Source organism: Streptomyces sp. NPDC001851, assembly GCF_040297165.1.
Classification (GTDB): Bacteria; Actinomycetota; Actinomycetes; order Streptomycetales; family Streptomycetaceae; genus Streptomyces.
Window position 1 is genome coordinate 22006 of the sequence record NZ_JBEOYR010000009.1, and the last position, 17215, is coordinate 39220.

15 protein-coding genes are annotated in these 17215 nt (G+C 70.4%); 9 read left to right on the forward strand and 6 right to left on the reverse strand.

From position 1 onward, the window contains the following. The first annotated feature begins 45 nt into the window (after positions 1 to 45). From dnaK to ABT171_RS15045, 4 genes are read left to right on the forward strand one after another with little or no spacing between them, the layout of a single operon-like run. A complete protein-coding gene (gene dnaK, locus ABT171_RS15030) occupies positions 46 to 1893 on the forward strand; it encodes a molecular chaperone DnaK (RefSeq protein ID WP_351243636.1) in 1848 nt (615 codons plus the stop codon). Continuing rightward, complete coding sequence (grpE, locus tag ABT171_RS15035) at positions 1890 to 2561, forward strand: nucleotide exchange factor GrpE (protein ID WP_351243638.1); 672 nt, start codon at positions 1890 to 1892, stop codon at positions 2559 to 2561. Before dnaK ends, grpE begins: the two co-directional genes overlap by 4 nt. A gap of 36 nt (positions 2562 to 2597) precedes the next feature. Continuing rightward, the gene (gene dnaJ / locus ABT171_RS15040; RefSeq protein WP_351243640.1) at positions 2598 to 3770 is read left to right on the forward strand and encodes a molecular chaperone DnaJ; all 1173 of its coding nucleotides are present in this window, start codon (positions 2598 to 2600) and stop codon (positions 3768 to 3770) included. A 5-nt stretch (positions 3771 to 3775) separates the two neighbouring features. Continuing rightward, entirely contained in the window at positions 3776 to 4225 is a 450-nt protein-coding gene (locus tag ABT171_RS15045) for a heat shock protein transcriptional repressor HspR (protein ID WP_351243642.1), read from the forward strand. 75 nt (positions 4226 to 4300) lie between these two features. On the opposite strand, the gene ABT171_RS15050 is transcribed toward ABT171_RS15045, so the two are convergent. Further along, positions 4301 to 6304 carry a fibronectin type III domain-containing protein gene (locus ABT171_RS15050; protein WP_351243644.1) on the reverse strand — a complete coding sequence of 668 codons (2004 nt, stop codon included), beginning with the start codon at positions 6302 to 6304 and terminating at the stop codon, positions 4301 to 4303. Positions 6305 to 6642: 338 nt separating this feature from the next. Between ABT171_RS15050 and ABT171_RS15055 the strand changes: the two genes are divergently transcribed. Together ABT171_RS15055 and ABT171_RS15060 are read left to right on the forward strand one after the other, a co-directional pair. Further along, positions 6643 to 7749 carry a sugar ABC transporter substrate-binding protein gene (locus ABT171_RS15055; RefSeq protein WP_351243646.1) on the forward strand — a complete coding sequence of 369 codons (1107 nt, stop codon included), beginning with the start codon at positions 6643 to 6645 and terminating at the stop codon, positions 7747 to 7749. 176 nt (positions 7750 to 7925) lie between these two features. Then, on the forward strand, positions 7926 to 8966 hold the full coding sequence (locus tag ABT171_RS15060; RefSeq protein WP_351243648.1) for a helix-turn-helix transcriptional regulator: 1041 nt from the start codon (positions 7926 to 7928) through the stop codon (positions 8964 to 8966). Here the strand turns inward: ABT171_RS15060 and ABT171_RS15065 are convergent. Next, positions 8929 to 9939, reverse strand: coding sequence for a helix-turn-helix transcriptional regulator (locus ABT171_RS15065; RefSeq protein WP_351243650.1), 1011 nt, complete (start codon positions 9937 to 9939; stop codon positions 8929 to 8931). The genes ABT171_RS15060 and ABT171_RS15065 overlap by 38 nt on opposite strands. 300 nt (positions 9940 to 10239) lie before the next feature. Between ABT171_RS15065 and ABT171_RS15070 the strand changes: the two genes are divergently transcribed. Then, a complete protein-coding gene (locus ABT171_RS15070; protein WP_351243652.1) occupies positions 10240 to 10575 on the forward strand; it encodes a hypothetical protein in 336 nt (111 codons plus the stop codon). Positions 10576 to 10733: 158 nt separating this feature from the next. Here the strand turns inward: ABT171_RS15070 and ABT171_RS15075 are convergent, their stop codons facing one another. Then, a complete protein-coding gene (locus ABT171_RS15075; RefSeq protein ID WP_351243654.1) occupies positions 10734 to 11126 on the reverse strand; it encodes a pyridoxamine 5'-phosphate oxidase family protein in 393 nt (130 codons plus the stop codon). Between the two features lie 124 nt (positions 11127 to 11250). On the opposite strand from ABT171_RS15075, the gene clpB reads away from it, so the two are divergent. Continuing rightward, positions 11251 to 13848, forward strand: a complete 2598-nt coding sequence (gene clpB / locus ABT171_RS15080) for an ATP-dependent chaperone ClpB (protein ID WP_351243656.1) — start codon at positions 11251 to 11253, stop codon at positions 13846 to 13848. 45 nt (positions 13849 to 13893) lie between these two features. Here clpB and ABT171_RS15085 read toward each other — a convergent pair whose 3' ends face one another. Beyond that, positions 13894 to 14031 (reverse strand): hypothetical protein, encoded by a 138-nt coding sequence (locus ABT171_RS15085; RefSeq protein WP_351243658.1) that lies wholly within the window; start codon positions 14029 to 14031, stop codon positions 13894 to 13896. A gap of 149 nt (positions 14032 to 14180) precedes the next feature. Between ABT171_RS15085 and ABT171_RS15090 the strand changes: the two genes are divergently transcribed. Further along, on the forward strand, positions 14181 to 14717 hold the full coding sequence (locus ABT171_RS15090; RefSeq protein ID WP_351243660.1) for a type III secretion system chaperone family protein: 537 nt from the start codon (positions 14181 to 14183) through the stop codon (positions 14715 to 14717). Positions 14718 to 14732: 15 nt separating this feature from the next. Here ABT171_RS15090 and ABT171_RS15095 read toward each other — a convergent pair whose 3' ends face one another. Then, positions 14733 to 15914, reverse strand: coding sequence for a putative hexosyltransferase (locus ABT171_RS15095; RefSeq protein ID WP_351243662.1), 1182 nt, complete (start codon positions 15912 to 15914; stop codon positions 14733 to 14735). 87 nt (positions 15915 to 16001) lie between these two features. Then, entirely contained in the window at positions 16002 to 17186 is a 1185-nt protein-coding gene (locus ABT171_RS15100) for a pyridoxal phosphate-dependent aminotransferase (protein WP_351243664.1), read from the reverse strand. Between the last annotated feature and the right edge of the window lie 29 nt (positions 17187 to 17215).

Consider the following 17215-nt stretch of genomic DNA (forward strand, 5'->3'; position numbering starts at 1 on the left):
GCACACTTGAGTCCGTTCCACTCAAGTCAGCTGGAGGAATCAACCATGGCACGTGCGGTCGGCATCGACCTGGGCACGACTAACTCCGTCGTCAGCGTTCTGGAGGGCGGCGAGCCCACCGTCATCACCAACGCCGAGGGCGCCAGGACCACGCCGTCCGTCGTCGCCTTCGCCAAGAACGGTGAGGTGCTCGTCGGCGAGGTCGCCAAGCGCCAGGCGGTCACGAACGTGGACCGGACCATCCGCTCGGTGAAGCGCCACATGGGCACCGACTGGAAGATCCAGCTCGACGGCAAGGACTTCAACCCGCAGCAGATCTCCGCGTTCATCCTGCAGAAGCTGAAGCGGGACGCCGAGGCCTACCTGGGCGAGAAGGTGACCGACGCGGTCATCACCGTCCCGGCCTACTTCAACGACTCCGAGCGTCAGGCGACCAAGGAGGCCGGTGAGATCGCCGGTCTGAACGTCCTGCGCATCGTCAACGAGCCGACCGCGGCCGCGCTCGCCTACGGCCTCGACAAGGACGACCAGACGATCCTCGTCTTCGACCTCGGCGGCGGCACCTTCGACGTGTCCCTGCTGGAGATCGGCGACGGCGTCGTCGAGGTGAAGGCCACCAACGGTGACAACCACCTCGGTGGTGACGACTGGGACCAGCGTGTCGTCGACTACCTGGTCAAGCAGTTCCAGTCCGGCCACGGCGTGGACCTGTCCAAGGACAAGATGGCCCTCCAGCGCCTCCGCGAGGCCGCCGAGAAGGCCAAGATCGAGCTGTCCTCGTCCACCGAGACCTCGATCAACCTGCCCTACATCACCGCGTCCGCCGAGGGCCCGCTGCACCTGGACGAGAAGCTCACCCGCGCCCAGTTCCAGCAGCTGACCGCGGACCTGCTGGAGCGCTGCAAGACGCCGTTCCACAACGTCATCAAGGACGCCGGCATCTCCATCAACGAGATCGACCACGTCGTCCTCGTCGGTGGCTCCACCCGTATGCCCGCCGTCGCCGAGCTCGTCAAGGAGCTGACCGGCGGCAAGGAGGCCAACAAGGGTGTGAACCCGGACGAGGTCGTCGCCATCGGCGCCTCGCTCCAGGCCGGTGTCCTCAAGGGCGAGGTCAAGGACGTCCTGCTGCTCGACGTCACCCCGCTGTCCCTCGGCATCGAGACCAAGGGCGGCATCATGACCAAGCTGATCGAGCGCAACACCACGATCCCGACCAAGCGCTCCGAGATCTTCACCACGGCCGAGGACAACCAGCCGTCCGTGCAGATCCAGGTCTACCAGGGCGAGCGCGAGATCGCGGCGTACAACAAGAAGCTCGGCATGTTCGAGCTGACCGGTCTGCCGCCGGCCCCCCGCGGTGTCCCGCAGATCGAGGTGTCCTTCGACATCGACGCCAACGGCATCATGCACGTGACCGCCAAGGACCTGGGCACGGGCAAGGAGCAGAAGATGACCGTCACCGGCGGCTCCTCGCTGCCGAAGGACGAGGTCGACCGGATGCGCCAGGAGGCCGAGCAGTACGCGGAGGAGGACCACCGCCGCCGCGAGGCCGCCGAGACCCGCAACCAGGGCGAGCAGCTGGTCTACCAGACCGAGAAGTTCCTCAAGGACAACGAGGACAAGGTCCCGGGCGAGGTCAGGACCGAGGTCGAGGAGGCCGTCGCCGAGCTGAAGGAGAAGCTCAAGGGCGAGGACACCGCCGAGATCCGCACCGCCACCGAGAAGGTCGCGGCCGTCTCGCAGAAGCTGGGCCAGGCCATGTACGCCGACGCCCAGGCCGCGCAGGCCGCCGGCGGCCCGGAGGGCGCCGCCCAGGGCGGCAAGGCCGCCGACGACGACGTCGTGGACGCCGAGATCGTCGACGACGAGCGCAAGGACGGTGCCGCGTGACGGAGGAGACCCCGGGCTTCGAGGAGAAGCCCGACGTCCCCTCCGGCGCCACCCCCGACGACGCCGAGTCGAAGGCCGCCCCCCAGGAGGGGGCGGCCCCGGCCGGGGACGGAAGTGCAGACGCGGGCCTGGTGGCCCAGCTGGACCAGGTGCGCACGGCGCTCGGCGAGCGCACGGCGGACCTCCAGCGCCTCCAGGCCGAGTACCAGAACTACCGCCGCCGGGTCGAGCGCGACCGCATCGCGGTCAAGGAGATCGCCATCGCGAACCTCCTGACCGAGCTGCTGCCCGTGCTCGACGACATCGGCCGCGCGCGGGAACACGGCGAGCTGGTCGGCGGCTTCAAGTCGGTGGCCGAGTCGCTGGAGACCGTGGCGGCCAAGATGGGCCTGCAGCAGTTCGGCAAGGAGGGCGAGCCCTTCGACCCGACGATCCACGAGGCCCTGATGCACTCCTACGCGCCGGACGTCACCGAGACGACCTGCGTGGCGATCCTGCAGCCCGGGTATCGCATCGGCGAGCGCACCATCCGCCCCGCGCGGGTGGCCGTCGCCGAGCCGCAGCCCGGCGCGCAGACCGTCAAGGCCGAGGGCGCCGAGGAGAACACCGAGGCGAAGCAGGCCGACTCCGCCGACGACAAGGAGAACGGTGGCCCGGAAGAGGGCTGACGTAATCACCGCAGACAGGAAGGAGGGGCGTCGGGGATGAGCACCAAGGACTTCATCGAGAAGGACTACTACAAGGTCCTCGGCGTCCCCAAGGACGCCACCGAGGCCGAGATCAAGAAGGCGTACCGGAAGCTCGCCCGCGAGTTCCACCCGGACGCCAACAAGGGCAACGCCAAGGCCGAGGAGCGCTTCAAGGAGATCTCCGAGGCGAACGACATACTCGGCGACCCCAAGAAGCGCAAGGAGTACGACGAGGCACGCGCCCTGTTCGGCAACGGCGGCTTCCGCCCCGGGCCGGGCGCCGGCGGCTCCTTCAACTTCGACCTGGGCGACCTCTTCGGAGGCGGCGCCCAGGGCGGGGCGTCCGGCGGCTTCGGCGGCGGACTCGGTGACGTCTTCGGGGGCCTGTTCAACCGCGGCGGAGCCGCGGGCACCCGCACCCAGCCCCGGCGCGGCCAGGACATCGACACCGAGGTCACGCTGAGCTTCACGGAGGCCATCGAGGGCGCCACCGTGCCGCTCAGGATGTCCTCCCAGGCACCCTGCAAGGCGTGTTCCGGCACCGGCGACAAGAACGGCACACCGCGCGTGTGCCCGACCTGCGTCGGCACCGGGCAGGTGGCCCGGGGCTCGGGCGGCGGCTTCTCGCTCACCGACCCCTGCCCCGACTGCAAGGGCCGCGGGCTGATCGCCGAGCACCCCTGCATGGAGTGCAAGGGCAGCGGCCGCGCCAAGTCCTCGCGCACGATGCAGGTGCGCATCCCGGCCGGCGTCACCGACGGGCAGCGCATCCGGCTGCGCGGCAAGGGCGCGCCCGGCGAGCGGGGCGGACCGGCGGGCGACCTGTACGTGGTCGTGCACGTCGGCGAGCACCCGGTGTTCGGGCGCAAGGACGACAACCTCACGGTGACCGTCCCGGTGACCTTCACCGAGGCCGCGCTCGGCGGCGAGGTGAGGGTCCCCACCCTGGGCGGCCCGCCCGTCACCCTGAAGCTGCCGCCCGGCACGCCCAACGGCCGCACCATGCGCGCCCGCGGCAAGGGCGCGGTCCGCAAGGACGGCACTCGCGGCGACCTGCTGGTCACCGTGGAGGTGCGTGTTCCCCAGGACCTGTCGGGGAAGGCTCGTGATGCGCTGGAGGCGTATCGCGAGGCGACCGCGGGCGAGGATCCGCGGGCGGAGCTGTTCGAGGCCGCGAAGGGAGACTGAGAGAGATGGACGGCCGTCGACGTAACCCGTATGAACTGACCGAGGAGACCCCGGTCTACGTCATCTCGGTGGCGGCCCAGCTCTCCGGACTCCACCCGCAGACGCTGCGCCAGTACGACCGCCTGGGCCTGGTCTCCCCGGACCGCACCGCGGGCCGGGGCCGGCGCTACTCGGCCCGCGACATCGAACTGCTCCGCCAGGTGCAGCAGTTGTCGCAGGACGAGGGCATCAACCTGGCCGGCATCAAGCGCATCATCGAACTGGAGAACCAGGTCGCCGCGCTGCAGTCCCGCGTCGCGGAACTGCAGGCGGCCCTGGACGGCGCGGCGGCCGCGATGCAGCAGCGCGAGGCCGCCGTCCACGCCTCCTACCGCCGCGACCTGGTGCCGTACCAGGAGGTCCAGCAGACCAGCGCGCTGGTGGTGTGGCGGCCGAAGCGGCAGCAGAACGACTGACGCGGCTGAGGCGGTGGCGCGGAAGCGGGGCCCGGAGGGAAGACTCCGGGCCCCTTTCGCGTGCCTCGGGCGGGCTCAGGGCGCGATGCCGATCCGGAACACGTGCGCGCCGACCGGGTCCGACTCCGTGCCGTCCGCATAGACGGCGGTGACCTTGTAGAAGACGGTGTCGGCCGCCGGAGCCGTGGTGTCCCGGTAGAGGTCGTCGAACGCGACGGGTTCGTCCGTCAGCCGCGCATAGGCACCGGCGGAGCGGTCCCAGCGGTACACGCGGTAGCCGGTCGGAGTGCCCTTCGGGTCGTCGCCGTAGTGGTCGGCGTCGATGTCGGGGCCCTCGGCGGTGTCCATGACCCGCATGTGCAGGGTGCCGGAATCATCGGAGTAGGTCTCCGTCGGCATCCGGTCCAGCTCGGTGACCTCGACGGCGGACGAGTCGCCGGTGCCGAGGGCGTTTCCGTCCCCGTCGACGGCCACGACCACATAGCGCAGGTGCTCGCCGTCGGGCAGGCTCACGTCCCGGTTCCTGGACCAGACCGCGCCGAACGGCAGGCTGCGCGTGATGTCCGTGTAGGTCCAGGCGCCGTCGCGGTACACGCCCCGGTGGATCTCGTAGTGGTCGACGTCGGCGGCGGTGCTGTCGTCCCAGTCGAGCAGGACGCCGTTGCCCTGCGCGGTGGCGGTCAGCCCGGTGACGGCGGGCGGCGGCGTGTAGTCGCCGACATGGTGGACGGTGACGGGGGTGGGGGCGGGGCCGCCGTTGCCCGCGTCGTCCACGGCCCAGACCATGTAGGTGTGCGTGGTCGAGCGCGCGATGTCGGTGTCCGTGTAGGAGGTGCCGGCCACCTCGGTGAGGCGGGCGCCGTCCCGGTAGACGACGAACCGCGAGACGCCGCTGCCGGGGGGACCCCAGTCCCAGCGGAGGGTGACGCCGTGCTCGCCGTCCTCGGCCTTGACGTCCGGGGCGTAGGTGGGCGGGGTCTCGTCGCGGGTGTAGTACTCCGAAGTGCCGGACGGCGCCGACTCGTTGCCGGCGGTGTCGACGGCGGTGACGACGTAGAAGTAGCGGTCGCCGGTCTGCGGCGGACGGTCGGTCCACGTCGTGGAGCGCAGCAGCGCCTCGCCGCTCAGCAGGTTGTCCGGGGTCGTCGTGACGGGCCACGCGGTGGAGCGGTAGACCCGGTAGCCCGCGACGTCGGGCTCGGTGTTCGCGCTCCAGGAGAGCGTCACCTCGCGGACCGGGTCCATGGACCAGCCGGCGGCGTCGGCGGGCGCGGCCGGAGGGGTGGTGTCCACGGTGGTCACGCCCTGGTCGGCCGTGCCCGCCGACTCGTTGCCCGCCCTGTCGTAGGCGCGGACCTCGTAGTAGTAGGTGGCGCCGGTCTTCGGCAGGGTGGTGTCGGTGTACGTCGTGGCGGTGGTCGTGGCCAGCGGCCTGACGGGGTACGACGTGCCCTTCAGCCGCCGGTAGACGCGGTAGCCGGCGAGGTCGATCTCGGTGTTCTTCGCCCAGCGGATCCCGGCCTTGCCGGTCGCGGCGTCGTACGTGACCGAAGCACCCGTCGGCACCAGGGGCTTGACCTTGTCGACGGTGGCGGAGGTGCGCGGGGCGTAGCCGAACTTCACGCTCGCCGCGCCCGTCCAGTTGACGTAGTCGAGGCGCAGGGTGTGCCTGCCCTGCGGGACGGTGACGTAGACGGTCTTGGCGCGCGCCGTCGAGGTGTCGGACCAGAGGTCGGCCTCGCGGACGCCGTCCAGGTAGACCCGGATGCCGTCGGTACCGGAGACGGCGAAGGTGAAGGGGCCGCCGGAGCCGAAGTCGCGGGTGACGGTCCAGCGGACGCCGAAGCCGTCCTTCGGCAGGCCGGTGGCGGGCGCCCCGCTCCAGCTCTGGTCGACGGCGGAGTCGCAGTCGGTCTTCCGCGGAGTGCCGGAGAACGTGGTGTTCGCGTAGAACATCCGCTGGTACACCGGTGAGGCGCAGGGAACCGTGGCGGAGGCGGGTGCGGTGACCGCGCTCAGCAGGCCGCCGGCGGTGGCGAGTACGACGGCCGCGGCGGTCACGCGTCTGGCTGGGTTCATTCGGTCCTCTGATCGAGTCGTGGCGGCATACGGCTGGTGGTGATCACGACTCGTCACCCAGGAGCTTGGTTGTACGGATCTCTGCCGCCCCTTGCCGGCATGCGGCTCGTCTCCTTTGCCGTTTTCTTTGCCGTCTCCTGAACGCCCCTTGGATCAGGAGTCCGTAAAGAGTAATTGGCGAGGAATCCGCTTGACCTTCACAGGGTCAGCTGAGGGTGGTGTTGCGGACTCGTTAAGTAGTTGCCCTTGACGCCGGGTGTGGCCTCCGCGTTGGCTTTTCAGACACCTGGGTCGTATAGCAGCCCTACGTCCGGAACGCACCTGAAGTGAGCCCCCGAATGCGTCGTATCGCCATATCCGTGGCCGCATCCACGATGACCCTCTCGCTCGCCGGATGCGGCGTGCTGGACGCGACGGGGGACGGCGCGAGCGCGAGCCCGAGCAAGGGCAACGACATGACGGTGGGCCTGCTGCTGCCGGAGAAGGCGAACACCCGTTACGACAGGTTCGACTACCCCATCATCAGGGACAAGGTCGCCGAACTCACCGGGAAGAAGGGCAAGGTCGAGTACGAGAACGCCGACGCGAGCGCCGCCCGGCAGGCCGCGCAGCTGCAGAAGATGATCGACGACAAGGTCGACCTCATCCTGCTCGACGCCGTCGACTCGCACGCCGTCGCCGCCGGGGTGAAGAAGGCCAAGGAGGCGGGCATCCCGGTCATCGCCTACGACCGTCTCGCCGAGGGCCCGATCGACGCCTACGTCTCCTTCGACAACGAGCTCGTCGGCGAGGTGCAGGGCCGCACCCTGCTGGAGGCCCTCGGTTCGAGCGCCGACACCTCCAGCAAGATCGTCATGGTGAACGGCTCGCCCACCGACCCGAACGCCAAGCAGTTCAAGCAGGGCGCGCTCTCCGAGCTGAACGGCAAGGTGACGATCGCGGAGTCGTACGACACCACGGAGTGGAAGCCGGAGCTCGCCGAGACCGAGATGGCCAAGGCCATCAGCGTGATCGGCAAGAACAACATCGCCGGCGTCTACGCCGCCAACGACGGCATGGCCGGCGGTGTCATCAAGGCCCTGAAGGCGGCCGGCGTCACGAACCTGCCCCCCGTCACCGGCCAGGACGCGGAACTCGACGCGGTCCAGCGGGTCGTGGCCGGCGAGCAGTACATGAGCGTCTACAAGGCCTACCCGGACGAGGCCGAGGCCGCCGCGCAGATGGCCGTCGCCAAGGTCCAGGGCAAGGACATCCAGTTCGACGCGCTCACCCAGGACAAGGTCGACAGCCCCACCGACAAGGGCATTCCGGCCAAGCTGATCCAGCCGACCGCCCTGACCAAGCGCACCATCAAGTCCACGGTCGTCGCGGACGGCATCTACTCCGTGGGCGACATCTGCACCGCCAGGTACAAGGCGGCGTGCGCGGTGATCGGCCTGAAGTAGGGCGCGTTCCGGCGAAGCCGCCATCTTGGTGCGGGGCGAGGGCCGGAGCCTCACCGATAACCGGACATAACCGCGTTATACGGTGGCCCCGTCGGGAAGAGCCGTGTTGCGGACCCGGTCGACGCCGCGCATAGTTGCGCTGCGGAAGTGGCAGCACACCGGGGGTGAAATGGGCGATGGCCGGGCGCGGGGCGGAGGAGCATCCACACGGCGCCGACCGACTGTGCGCGGCCGGGGACCGGGTGTATTCCCGTGCCGTACGCCGCGGGCGGGTGCCGCGCACCGATGCCGAGACGGTGCCCTGCCTGCTGGAGCTGGCCCTGCTGCACCCGGACCCCGACGACATGGACTGGCTGGTGCCGACCTCCCCGCAGGAGGTCATGACCAGGCTGCTGCGCGGGGTCTACGACGAGGTCAGTAAGAGCCAGCGGCGGGTGGGCTCGGCGGTGGCCGCCTTCGAGTGGTACGCGGGCCTCGGACGGCAGCTGGGGGCCCTGGCCGCACCGGCCGAGGGCAGCGCGATCCGGGTGCTGGACGGGCTCTCCCGGATCCAGGCCGCGATGGACGAGGCGACCGAGGCGTGCACGACCGAGGTGCTCACCGTGCAGCCCGGCGGCATCCGCCGGGAGGCCGAGCTGACCGAGGGGCTGCACCGGGCGCTGGCGCTACGCGGCCGGGGCGTGCGCATGCGCGACCTGTACACGCACGTGGCCCGCCATGGCCAGGGCCTGCTCAACTACCTGGAGCTGATGGGCGACACGGTCGAGGCCCGCACCCTGGACGAGGTGATCGACCGCCTGATCCTATTCGACCGCACCGTGGCCTTCATCCCCGCCAACGCCGACCGCACGATGGCGCTGGAACTGCGCCACCCGGCCCTGGTCGAATACCTGGTCACGGTCTTCGAACGGCTCTGGCGCCTGGCCATCCCGCTCACCGCCGCCCTCCCCGACACCGGCATCGAGGGCATCTCGCACCGCGAGCAGTCCATCGCCGCGCTGCTCGCCGAGGGCCACCAGGACGCGGTGATCGCCGAGCGGCTCGGCATCAGCGTGCGCACCTGCCGCGCCCACATCGCCCGCCTCTCGGAGACGCTCGGCGCGGCCAGCCGTACCCAACTGGGCGTCCGGATCGCCCAGGTCGGCCTGGACGGGCCCCCGAGGCCCGCCGCGCCCGCCCTCACCGTCCCTGATCCAGGATCCCCGACTGTGCGATGAGGTAGCCGAGTTGGGCGCGGCTGCCGCTGCCGAGGGCCTGGGCCAGCTTGGCGATGTGGGCGCGGCAGGTGCGTACGTTCATGCCCAGCCGGCGGGCGATGGCCTCGTCGACATGGCCCTCGACCAGGAGCTTGGCGATGGAGTGCTGGATCTCCGTGATGCCGTCGTCGGCGGTCTCGTAGGGGGTGCCGGCGCTCAGCGGGACCGCGCGGCTCCACATGAACTCGAACACCTTGATCAGGTAGCGGACGAGACCGGGGTGGCGCAGCTCCAGGGCGACCTGCTGGTCGTCCCGGGTGGGGATGAACGCGACGGTCTCGTCGCAGATGATGAGACGTTCCACCAGCTCGTCGATGGTGCGGTACTCCGCCTTGCCGTTGGCGAGCTGGCCCACGTAGGCCAGCTTCTCCGGGTTGTACCGCGCGGTGTGCTGATAGAGCGTGCGGATGCGCACGCCGCGTTCGATGAGCGGTCTGTCGCGCTCCAGGCCCCGCAGGAGGCTGCGCTCGGAGTAGCGGTCGCTCGGCTGGACCGTGAGCACCTCGGTCTGGCACTGGGACGTGGCCAGGTTCAGCGCCGCGTTTATCCGGTCCCCGCCCTCCAGTACCGTGAGGGAGTCGGTGGTCGCCGTCGTATGGCTGCTGAGCGCCATGAACGGGTCGAAGACCTCGGCCAACTGGATCGACAACCGCCGCCGTTCGGTGATCTCCCGTTCTATGGGGCTCAGCCGCTGGGCCAGGGCCACCGGCGCGGGCACCGGGCGCAGCCACTCCGGATCGTCGGGGTCGGGGTGCAGGAGGGCGAACTCCAGCAGGCAGGGAGCGGGTTCCGCCTCCGTGCGGGCGATGCGTCCGGCACGTAGAGCATCCGCGTAGAGGCGTCCTCCTTCCTCACACATCTCGGTCACCGCATGGGGATGTGCAGCTTTAGTCCGATTCGTTGCCAAATCTCCACCCCCCAGGGTCCTGAACATGCAGGAACATGATGCATCGATTATGTGGCCACGACGTGCCCGAATGAGCCATCGTCGTATCCGACGGGGGAAGAGGGGACCTTCAAGTGAGGACGAAGCCGACTATGGGCAAGAGACTGCTTCGCTCGATACTTGCCGCCGCCTTCTCCGTCCTTGTGGCCGTGGGAGCGCTGGGCGGCTTCACGAGCGAGAAGGGCGACGATCGGGCGGACACCAGCTGGCCGGCGGCGGCTGCGACTACCGCGGTCGCCAGCGACACCAGTTGGCCAGTGATTCACGCGGACGCTGGGAGGAGTTGACGTGACCACCCCGCCCGACGACCGCTCCTTCCGTCGCGAGATGGCCACGGCCTACCGCTCCGGCTGGCACTTCATCGACCTGGTCACCGCCATCCCCCACAGTGGTGACTCGCTGATGGTGACCGTGTTCGGAGAGCCGGTCGTCGTCACCCGGGACGACGACGAGGACGTGCGGGCGTACCGGTGCCTGCGCAAGCCGCGTGGCGCGCCCCAGCCGGTCCGGTGTGCCATCCGGTACGGAATGATCTTTGTCAACCTCGATCAGCGGGACCACCGGCTCGCCGAGCCCACGGACGAGGAACTGACGACCATCTCTGCCACCCCCCGCAGTGCCTGACGCGATTCCCCCGTCGTAAAAGATCGCTCAGGTGCTTCCCCCCGCAGCGGCGTCACCGTGACCTGAACACGGTGACGCCGCTGCAGTTTTCCGGGGATATGCCACGGCATAGTGCGGTATGGGGCCGCTTCCAGGGTGGCTGAAAGTTTTCGGCCGTCTCAGAGGTTCCCCAGGGCGCGCCCGACCTCTATCTCGATCACCACACGCGCCGGATTCGGCCCCGGTGTCCGCTCGTAGCGTTCGGCGTAGCGCCGTACCGCCTCCGCGACCCGTTCGGGCTCCGTCCGTACCCTCGCCCGCCCCTCCAGCGTGGCCCAGCGCCGGCCGTCCACCTGGCACACCGCCACCCGGGCGCCCTCGGCCCCGGCCGCGCGTACATGCCGCGCCTTCGCGCTGGTCCCGTTGGTGATCACCCGGGCCAGCGCGGCCTCCGCGTCGTACGTCACCCCCACCGGCACCACGTGCGGGCTGCCGTCCGCGCGGAGTGTCGTCAGCGTGCACAGATGGCGTTCCCGCCAGAACCCCAGGTACTGCTCAGAGTGCTTCACCATGTCCCGCAACCTAGCCCGCGCAAGCCTTGCCCCCCACCTTGAGCGGAATGGACTCAACTTTGTGTACGCTGGTTAAGTCAGCAGTGGAGTGCTGCAGTGGTGGACGAGGAGGAGAACGGACAACGTGGACGCCGAGCTGACCAACAGGAGCCGGGACGCGATCAACGCGGCCAGCAACCGCGCCGTGACCGAGGGGCACCCGGACCTCACGCCTGCGCACCTGCTCCTCGCGCTGCTCGCGGGGCAGGAGAACGAGAACATCACCGACCTGCTCGCGGCCGTCGACGCCGACCAGGCCGCCGTACGCGCGGGCGCCGAGAAGATCCTGGCCGCCCTGCCCAGCGTGACCGGATCGACCGTCGCGCCCCCGCAGCCCAACCGCGAGCTGCTGGCCGCCATCGCGGACGCCACCGAGCGCGCCAAGGCGCTCGGCGACGAGTACCTGTCCACCGAGCACCTGCTCATCGGCATCGCCGCGAAGGGCGGCGCGGCCGGGGACGTGCTCAAGGGGCAGGGCGCCGACGCCAAGAAGCTGCAGGAGGCCTTCCAGAAGGCCAGGGGAGGACGCCGCGTGACCACCGCCGACCCCGAGGGCCAGTACAAGGCCCTGGAGAAGTTCGGCACCGACTTCACCGCCGCCGCCCGCGAGGGCCGGCTGGACCCGGTCATCGGCCGGGACCAGGAGATCCGGCGGGTCGTGCAGGTGCTGAGCCGTCGTACGAAGAACAACCCCGTGCTCATCGGTGAGCCCGGCGTCGGCAAGACCGCCGTGGTGGAAGGGCTCGCCCAGCGGATCGTCAAGGGGGACGTGCCCGAGTCGCTGAAGGACAAGCGGCTCGTCGCGCTCGACCTCGGGGCGATGGTGGCCGGGGCCAAGTACCGCGGCGAGTTCGAGGAGCGGCTGAAGGCCGTCCTCGCCGAGATCAAGGAGTCCGACGGGCAGATCATCACCTTCATCGACGAGCTGCACACCGTCGTCGGCGCGGGCGCCGGCGGCGACTCCGCCATGGACGCCGGCAACATGCTCAAGCCCATGCTGGCCCGTGGCGAGCTGCGCATGGTGGGCGCCACCACCCTGGACGAGTACCGGGAGCGGATCGAGAAGGACCCCGCCCTGGAGCGCCGCTTCCAGCAGGTGCTGGTCGCCGAGCCCACGGTGGAGGACACGATCGCGATCCTCCGTGGCCTGAAGGGCCGTTACGAGGCCCACCACAAGGTCCAGATCGCGGACTCGGCACTGGTGGCGGCGGCCACCCTCTCCGACCGCTACATCACCTCCCGCTTCCTCCCCGACAAGGCCATCGACCTGGTCGACGAGGCCGCCTCCCGCCTGCGGATGGAGATCGACTCCTCGCCCGTCGAGATCGACGAACTCCAGCGCGCCGTGGACCGGCTGAAGATGGAGGAGCTGGCGATCGGCAAGGAGACCGACCCGGCCTCCCTCGCCCGCCTGGAGAAGCTGCGCCGCGACCTCGCCGACAAGGAGGAGGAGCTGCGGGGACTGACCGCCCGCTGGGAGAAGGAGAAGCAGTCCCTCAACCGGGTCGGTGAGCTGAAGGAGAAGCTGGACGACCTGCGCGGCCAGGCCGAACGCGCCCAGCGCGACGGCGACTTCGACACCGCCGCCAAGCTGCTCTACGGCGAGATCCCGCAGCTGGAGAAGGAGTTGGAGGCCGCCTCGGAGGCCGAGGAGGAGGCCGCCACGGACACGATGGTGAAGGAGGAGGTCGGCTCCGACGACATCGCCGACGTCGTCGCCGCCTGGACCGGCATCCCCGCCGGCCGCCTGCTGGAGGGCGAGACGCAGAAGCTGCTGCGCATGGAGGACGAGCTGGGCAAGCGGCTCATCGGCCAGACCGAGGCCGTACGGGCGGTCAGCGACGCCGTACGACGCTCCCGCGCCGGTATCGCCGACCCCGACCGCCCCACCGGCTCCTTCCTCTTCCTCGGCCCGACCGGTGTGGGCAAGACCGAACTCGCCAAGGCGCTCGCCGACTTCCTCTTCGACGACGAGCGGGCCATGGTCCGCATCGACATGTCGGAGTACGGCGAGAAGCACAGCGTGGCCCGGCTGGTCGGCGCGCCCCCCGGGTACGTCGGCTACGAGGAGGGCGGCCAGCTCACGGAGGCGGTGCGCAGGCGCCCGTACAGCGTGATCCTGCTCGACGAGGTGGAGAAGGCCCACCCCGAGGTCTTCGACATCCTGCTCCAGGTGCTGGACGACGGCCGCCTGACGGACGGCCAGGGCCGCACGGTCGACTTCCGCAACACCATCCTGGTGCTCACCTCCAACCTGGGCAGCCAGTTCCTCGTCGACCCGCTGACGAGCGAGGCCGAGAAGAAGGAACAGGTCCTGGAGGTGGTCCGGACCTCCTTCAAGCCGGAGTTCCTCAACCGGCTCGACGACCTGGTGGTCTTCTCGGCCCTGACCAAGCCCGAGCTGGAGCGGATCGCACAGCTCCAGATCGGGCGGCTCGGCAAGCGGCTCGCCGAGCGCCGGCTCACCCTGGACGTCACGCCGGAGGCGCTGGCCTGGCTGGCGGAGGAGGGCCTGGACCCGGCCTACGGCGCCCGCCCGCTGCGCCGCCTCGTCCAGACCGCCATCGGCGACCGCCTCGCCAAGGAGATCCTCTCCGGTGAGGTCAAGGACGGCGACACGGTGCGGGTGGACAGGTCCGGGGACGGCCTGCTCGTGGGACCGCGGACCGGCAAGACCCTGTGACGAAGGTGCCGCCGGGCCCGTCCGCCGGTGACGGACGGGCCCGGGTCAGTTCTGCAGTTGGTTGAGCGGCATGTCCCCCTCCGCCAGCAGCATGATCACGGCGACGACGAACCAGACCGCGACCACCAGGCACACCAGCCACAGACCCCACAGCAGCCACCGCAGCTCTCTCTTCATGCGCATGCCGCGATCATGCCGCCGGTCGGTCATGACACCGTCATCCCCGGGTGACCGGTTCGTGTCAGCCCAGGGCTGACATGGGCGTCGGGGCTTGCCTCCCCCCTCCCCGGATGAGGGAGGATGGCCAGATCCACCATGAAGGGAAAAACACGGTGAGCATCGACCCGTCCTCGATTCCGAACTTCGGGGGCCAGCCCGAGCCGCAGCCCCAGGGACCGGCCGGCCCCGTCCTCCCGGATCAGGACCTCGTGAAGCAGCTCCTCGACCAGATGGAGCTGAAGTACGTCGTCGACGAGGAAGGCGACCTCGCGGCTCCGTGGGAGCAGTTCCGCACCTACTTCATGTTCCGCGGGGAGGCCGAGCAGGCGGTCTTCTCGGTGCGGACCTTCTACGACCGCCCCCACCCGATCGACGAGAAGCCGCAGCTGCTGGAGTCCGTCGACGACTGGAACCGCCGCACCCTGTGGCCCAAGGTCTACACCCACACCCACGACGACGGCACCGTCCGGCTGATCGGCGAGGCCCAGATGCTGATCGGCACGGGCGTCGACATCAACCACTTCGTCTCCTCCACGGTCAGCTGGGTGCGGGCCGCGATCGAGTTCGACAAGTGGCTCGCCGAGCAGCTCGGCCTGGAGCAGGAGGTCAACGAGGCGGACAAGCGCGAGGACGAGGGCGACGGCGAGTAGGTCCCGCCGCCCGGCCTACAGCGGCTCGTGCGCGTACACCACCAGGTACGCGCCGTAGAGACAGCTGAGCCCGGCCAGGCTCGCGACCAGCACGGTCGCGTGCCAGGGCCGGGCTCTCGCCATGCCCGCCAGCCCCCGGGCGAGCGGCAGCAGCAGCGGGAACGCCGGCAGCAGGAACCGCGGCTTGGACTCGAAGAAGCCCGACCCGCCGAGCGCGACCAGCAGCAGCGCCCCGCTGTAGACGAGCAGCGGCAGCGGAGCGCGGTCCAGGCACAGCAGCGCGTACAGCACCGCCCCCGCCAGGACGAGCGCCAGCGCCACCGGGAACACGAACCGGCCGCCGTGCAGCAGCATCGCGCGCACGAAATCCAGCGACCCCCGCCCGAAGTCGAACCGCGACCCCCACAGCCGCTGCACCTCGAAGTAGCCGCCGGTCAGATCCCCCTTCTGCCGGCCCACCCACAGCACGTACGCCGTCCAGCCCAGCGGGGCGAGCGCCGCGCCCGTCCACAGCCTGTGGGAAACCTTTCCGCGCCGCCGCCACACCTCGGCCCCGGCCGCGGCCAGCACCGCGGCGGCGACCGTGAAGCCGTTCGGCCGGGCCAGTCCCGCGAGCGCCGCGAGGGCACCGGCCCACAGCCAGTTACCGGCCAGCACCGCGTACAGCGACCAGGCCGCGAACGCCGTCAGCACCGGCTCGGTGTACGCCATCGACAGCACCACCGAGTGCGGCAGCAGCCCCCACAGCAGCACCAGCGCGATACCGGTGGTCCGCCCGTGCAGCCGGGTGCCGACCGCATGGATGCCGGCGGCGGCCACGGCGGCCCCGGTCCACGAGATCAGCAGCCCGGCGAGGTCCCCGCCGAGCGGGGCCAGCGCGGTCACCGCCCGCAGCAGCGCCGGGTACAGCGGGAAGAACGCCAGGTCGCTGTGCGGGCCGGGGTCGTGGGAGGGCAGGTCGTGGCCGTAGCCGTGCGCGGCGATCCCCAGGTACCAGACCGAGTCCCACGACCGGCCCAGCAGCGTCAGGGGGTGCTTGCCGGCGGTGTGGGCGACGACGACGAGCACGGCCGCACCGATGAGCCGGGCCCCGAGGAAGAGGCACACGGCGATCCCGCCGGCTCGCATCAGGGACGTGTGCCGCGCCGACTTCGGAGCGGTGACGGGCGGGGCGAGGACGGTGCTGGCGTGGCTCACACCTCTGCACCCTGCAAGTGCGGGGGCGCGAGCGCGAGCAGGTGACCGCCGACGGTGTCACGGTTTCACCTGTGTCGAGTAAGCGCCTCACATCGCCCGCAGCCTCTCAGCGGCCTCCCGCAGGACCTCCTCCCGCTTGCAGAACGCGAACCGCACGAACGGCGCCCCGGCCTCCCGGTCGTCGTAGAAGACGGCGTTGGGGATCGCCACCACGCCCGCGCGCTCGGGCAGGCTGCGGCAGAAGGCGAAGCCGTCCTTCTCGCCGAGGGGCCGGATGTCGGTGGTGATGAAGTAGGTCCCGGCCGGGACGAACACCTCGAAGCCCGCCTCCGCCAGACCCCGCGCCAGGATGTCGCGGCGGGCCAGCATGGACCGTCGGAACTCCGCGAAGTAGGAGTCGGGCAGGGCCAGGGCCTCGGCGACCGCGTACTGGAAGGGCCCCGAGGAGACGTACGTCAGGAACTGCTTCGCCGAACGCACCGCGCCCACCAGCTCCGGCGCGGCCGTGACCCAGCCGACCTTCCAGCCGGTGAAGGAGAACGTCTTGCCGGCGGAGGAGATGGAGACGGTGCGCTCGCGCATCCCGGGGAAGGACGCGAGCGGCAGGTGGCCGGCGGTGTCGAAGACCAGGTGCTCGTAGACCTCGTCCGTGACCACCAGCAGGTCCCGCTCGACCGCCAGCTCGGCGATCGCGGCCAGCTCGGCGCGGGTGAGGACCGTACCGGTCGGGTTGTGCGGGGTGTTGATCAGCAGCAGCCGGGTGCGGCCGGTGACGGCGGCGCGCAGCTCGTCCAGGTCCAGGCGGAAGGAGCCGTCGTGCGGGCGCAGGGTGACCGGTACGCGGGTGCCGCCCGCCATCGCGATGCTCGCCGCGTAGGAGTCGTAGTACGGCTCAAGGGCCACGACCTCGTCGCCCGGCTCGACCAGCGCCAGCAGCGCGGCCGCGATCGCCTCCGTCGCGCCCGCGGTGACCAGCACCTCGGTGTCGGGGTCGTACGACAGCCCGTAGCGGCGCTGCTGGTGCGCGGCGATGGCGGTGCGCAGCTCCGGAACGCCCGGCCCCGGCGGGTACTGGTTGCCGCGGCCCTCGCGCAGTGCCCGCACCGCCGCCTCGCGCACCTCCTCGGGGCCGTCGGTGTCGGGGAAGCCCTGGCCCAGGTTGATCGATCCGGTGGCCACGGCGAGCGCGGACATCTCGGCGAAGATCGTCGTCCCGAACTCGGCGAGCCGGCGGTTGAGGTGAGGACGTGCGCTGGAGGTCATGCCGGCCATCCTCCGCCCAAGCTCTGGAGTTCCTCAAC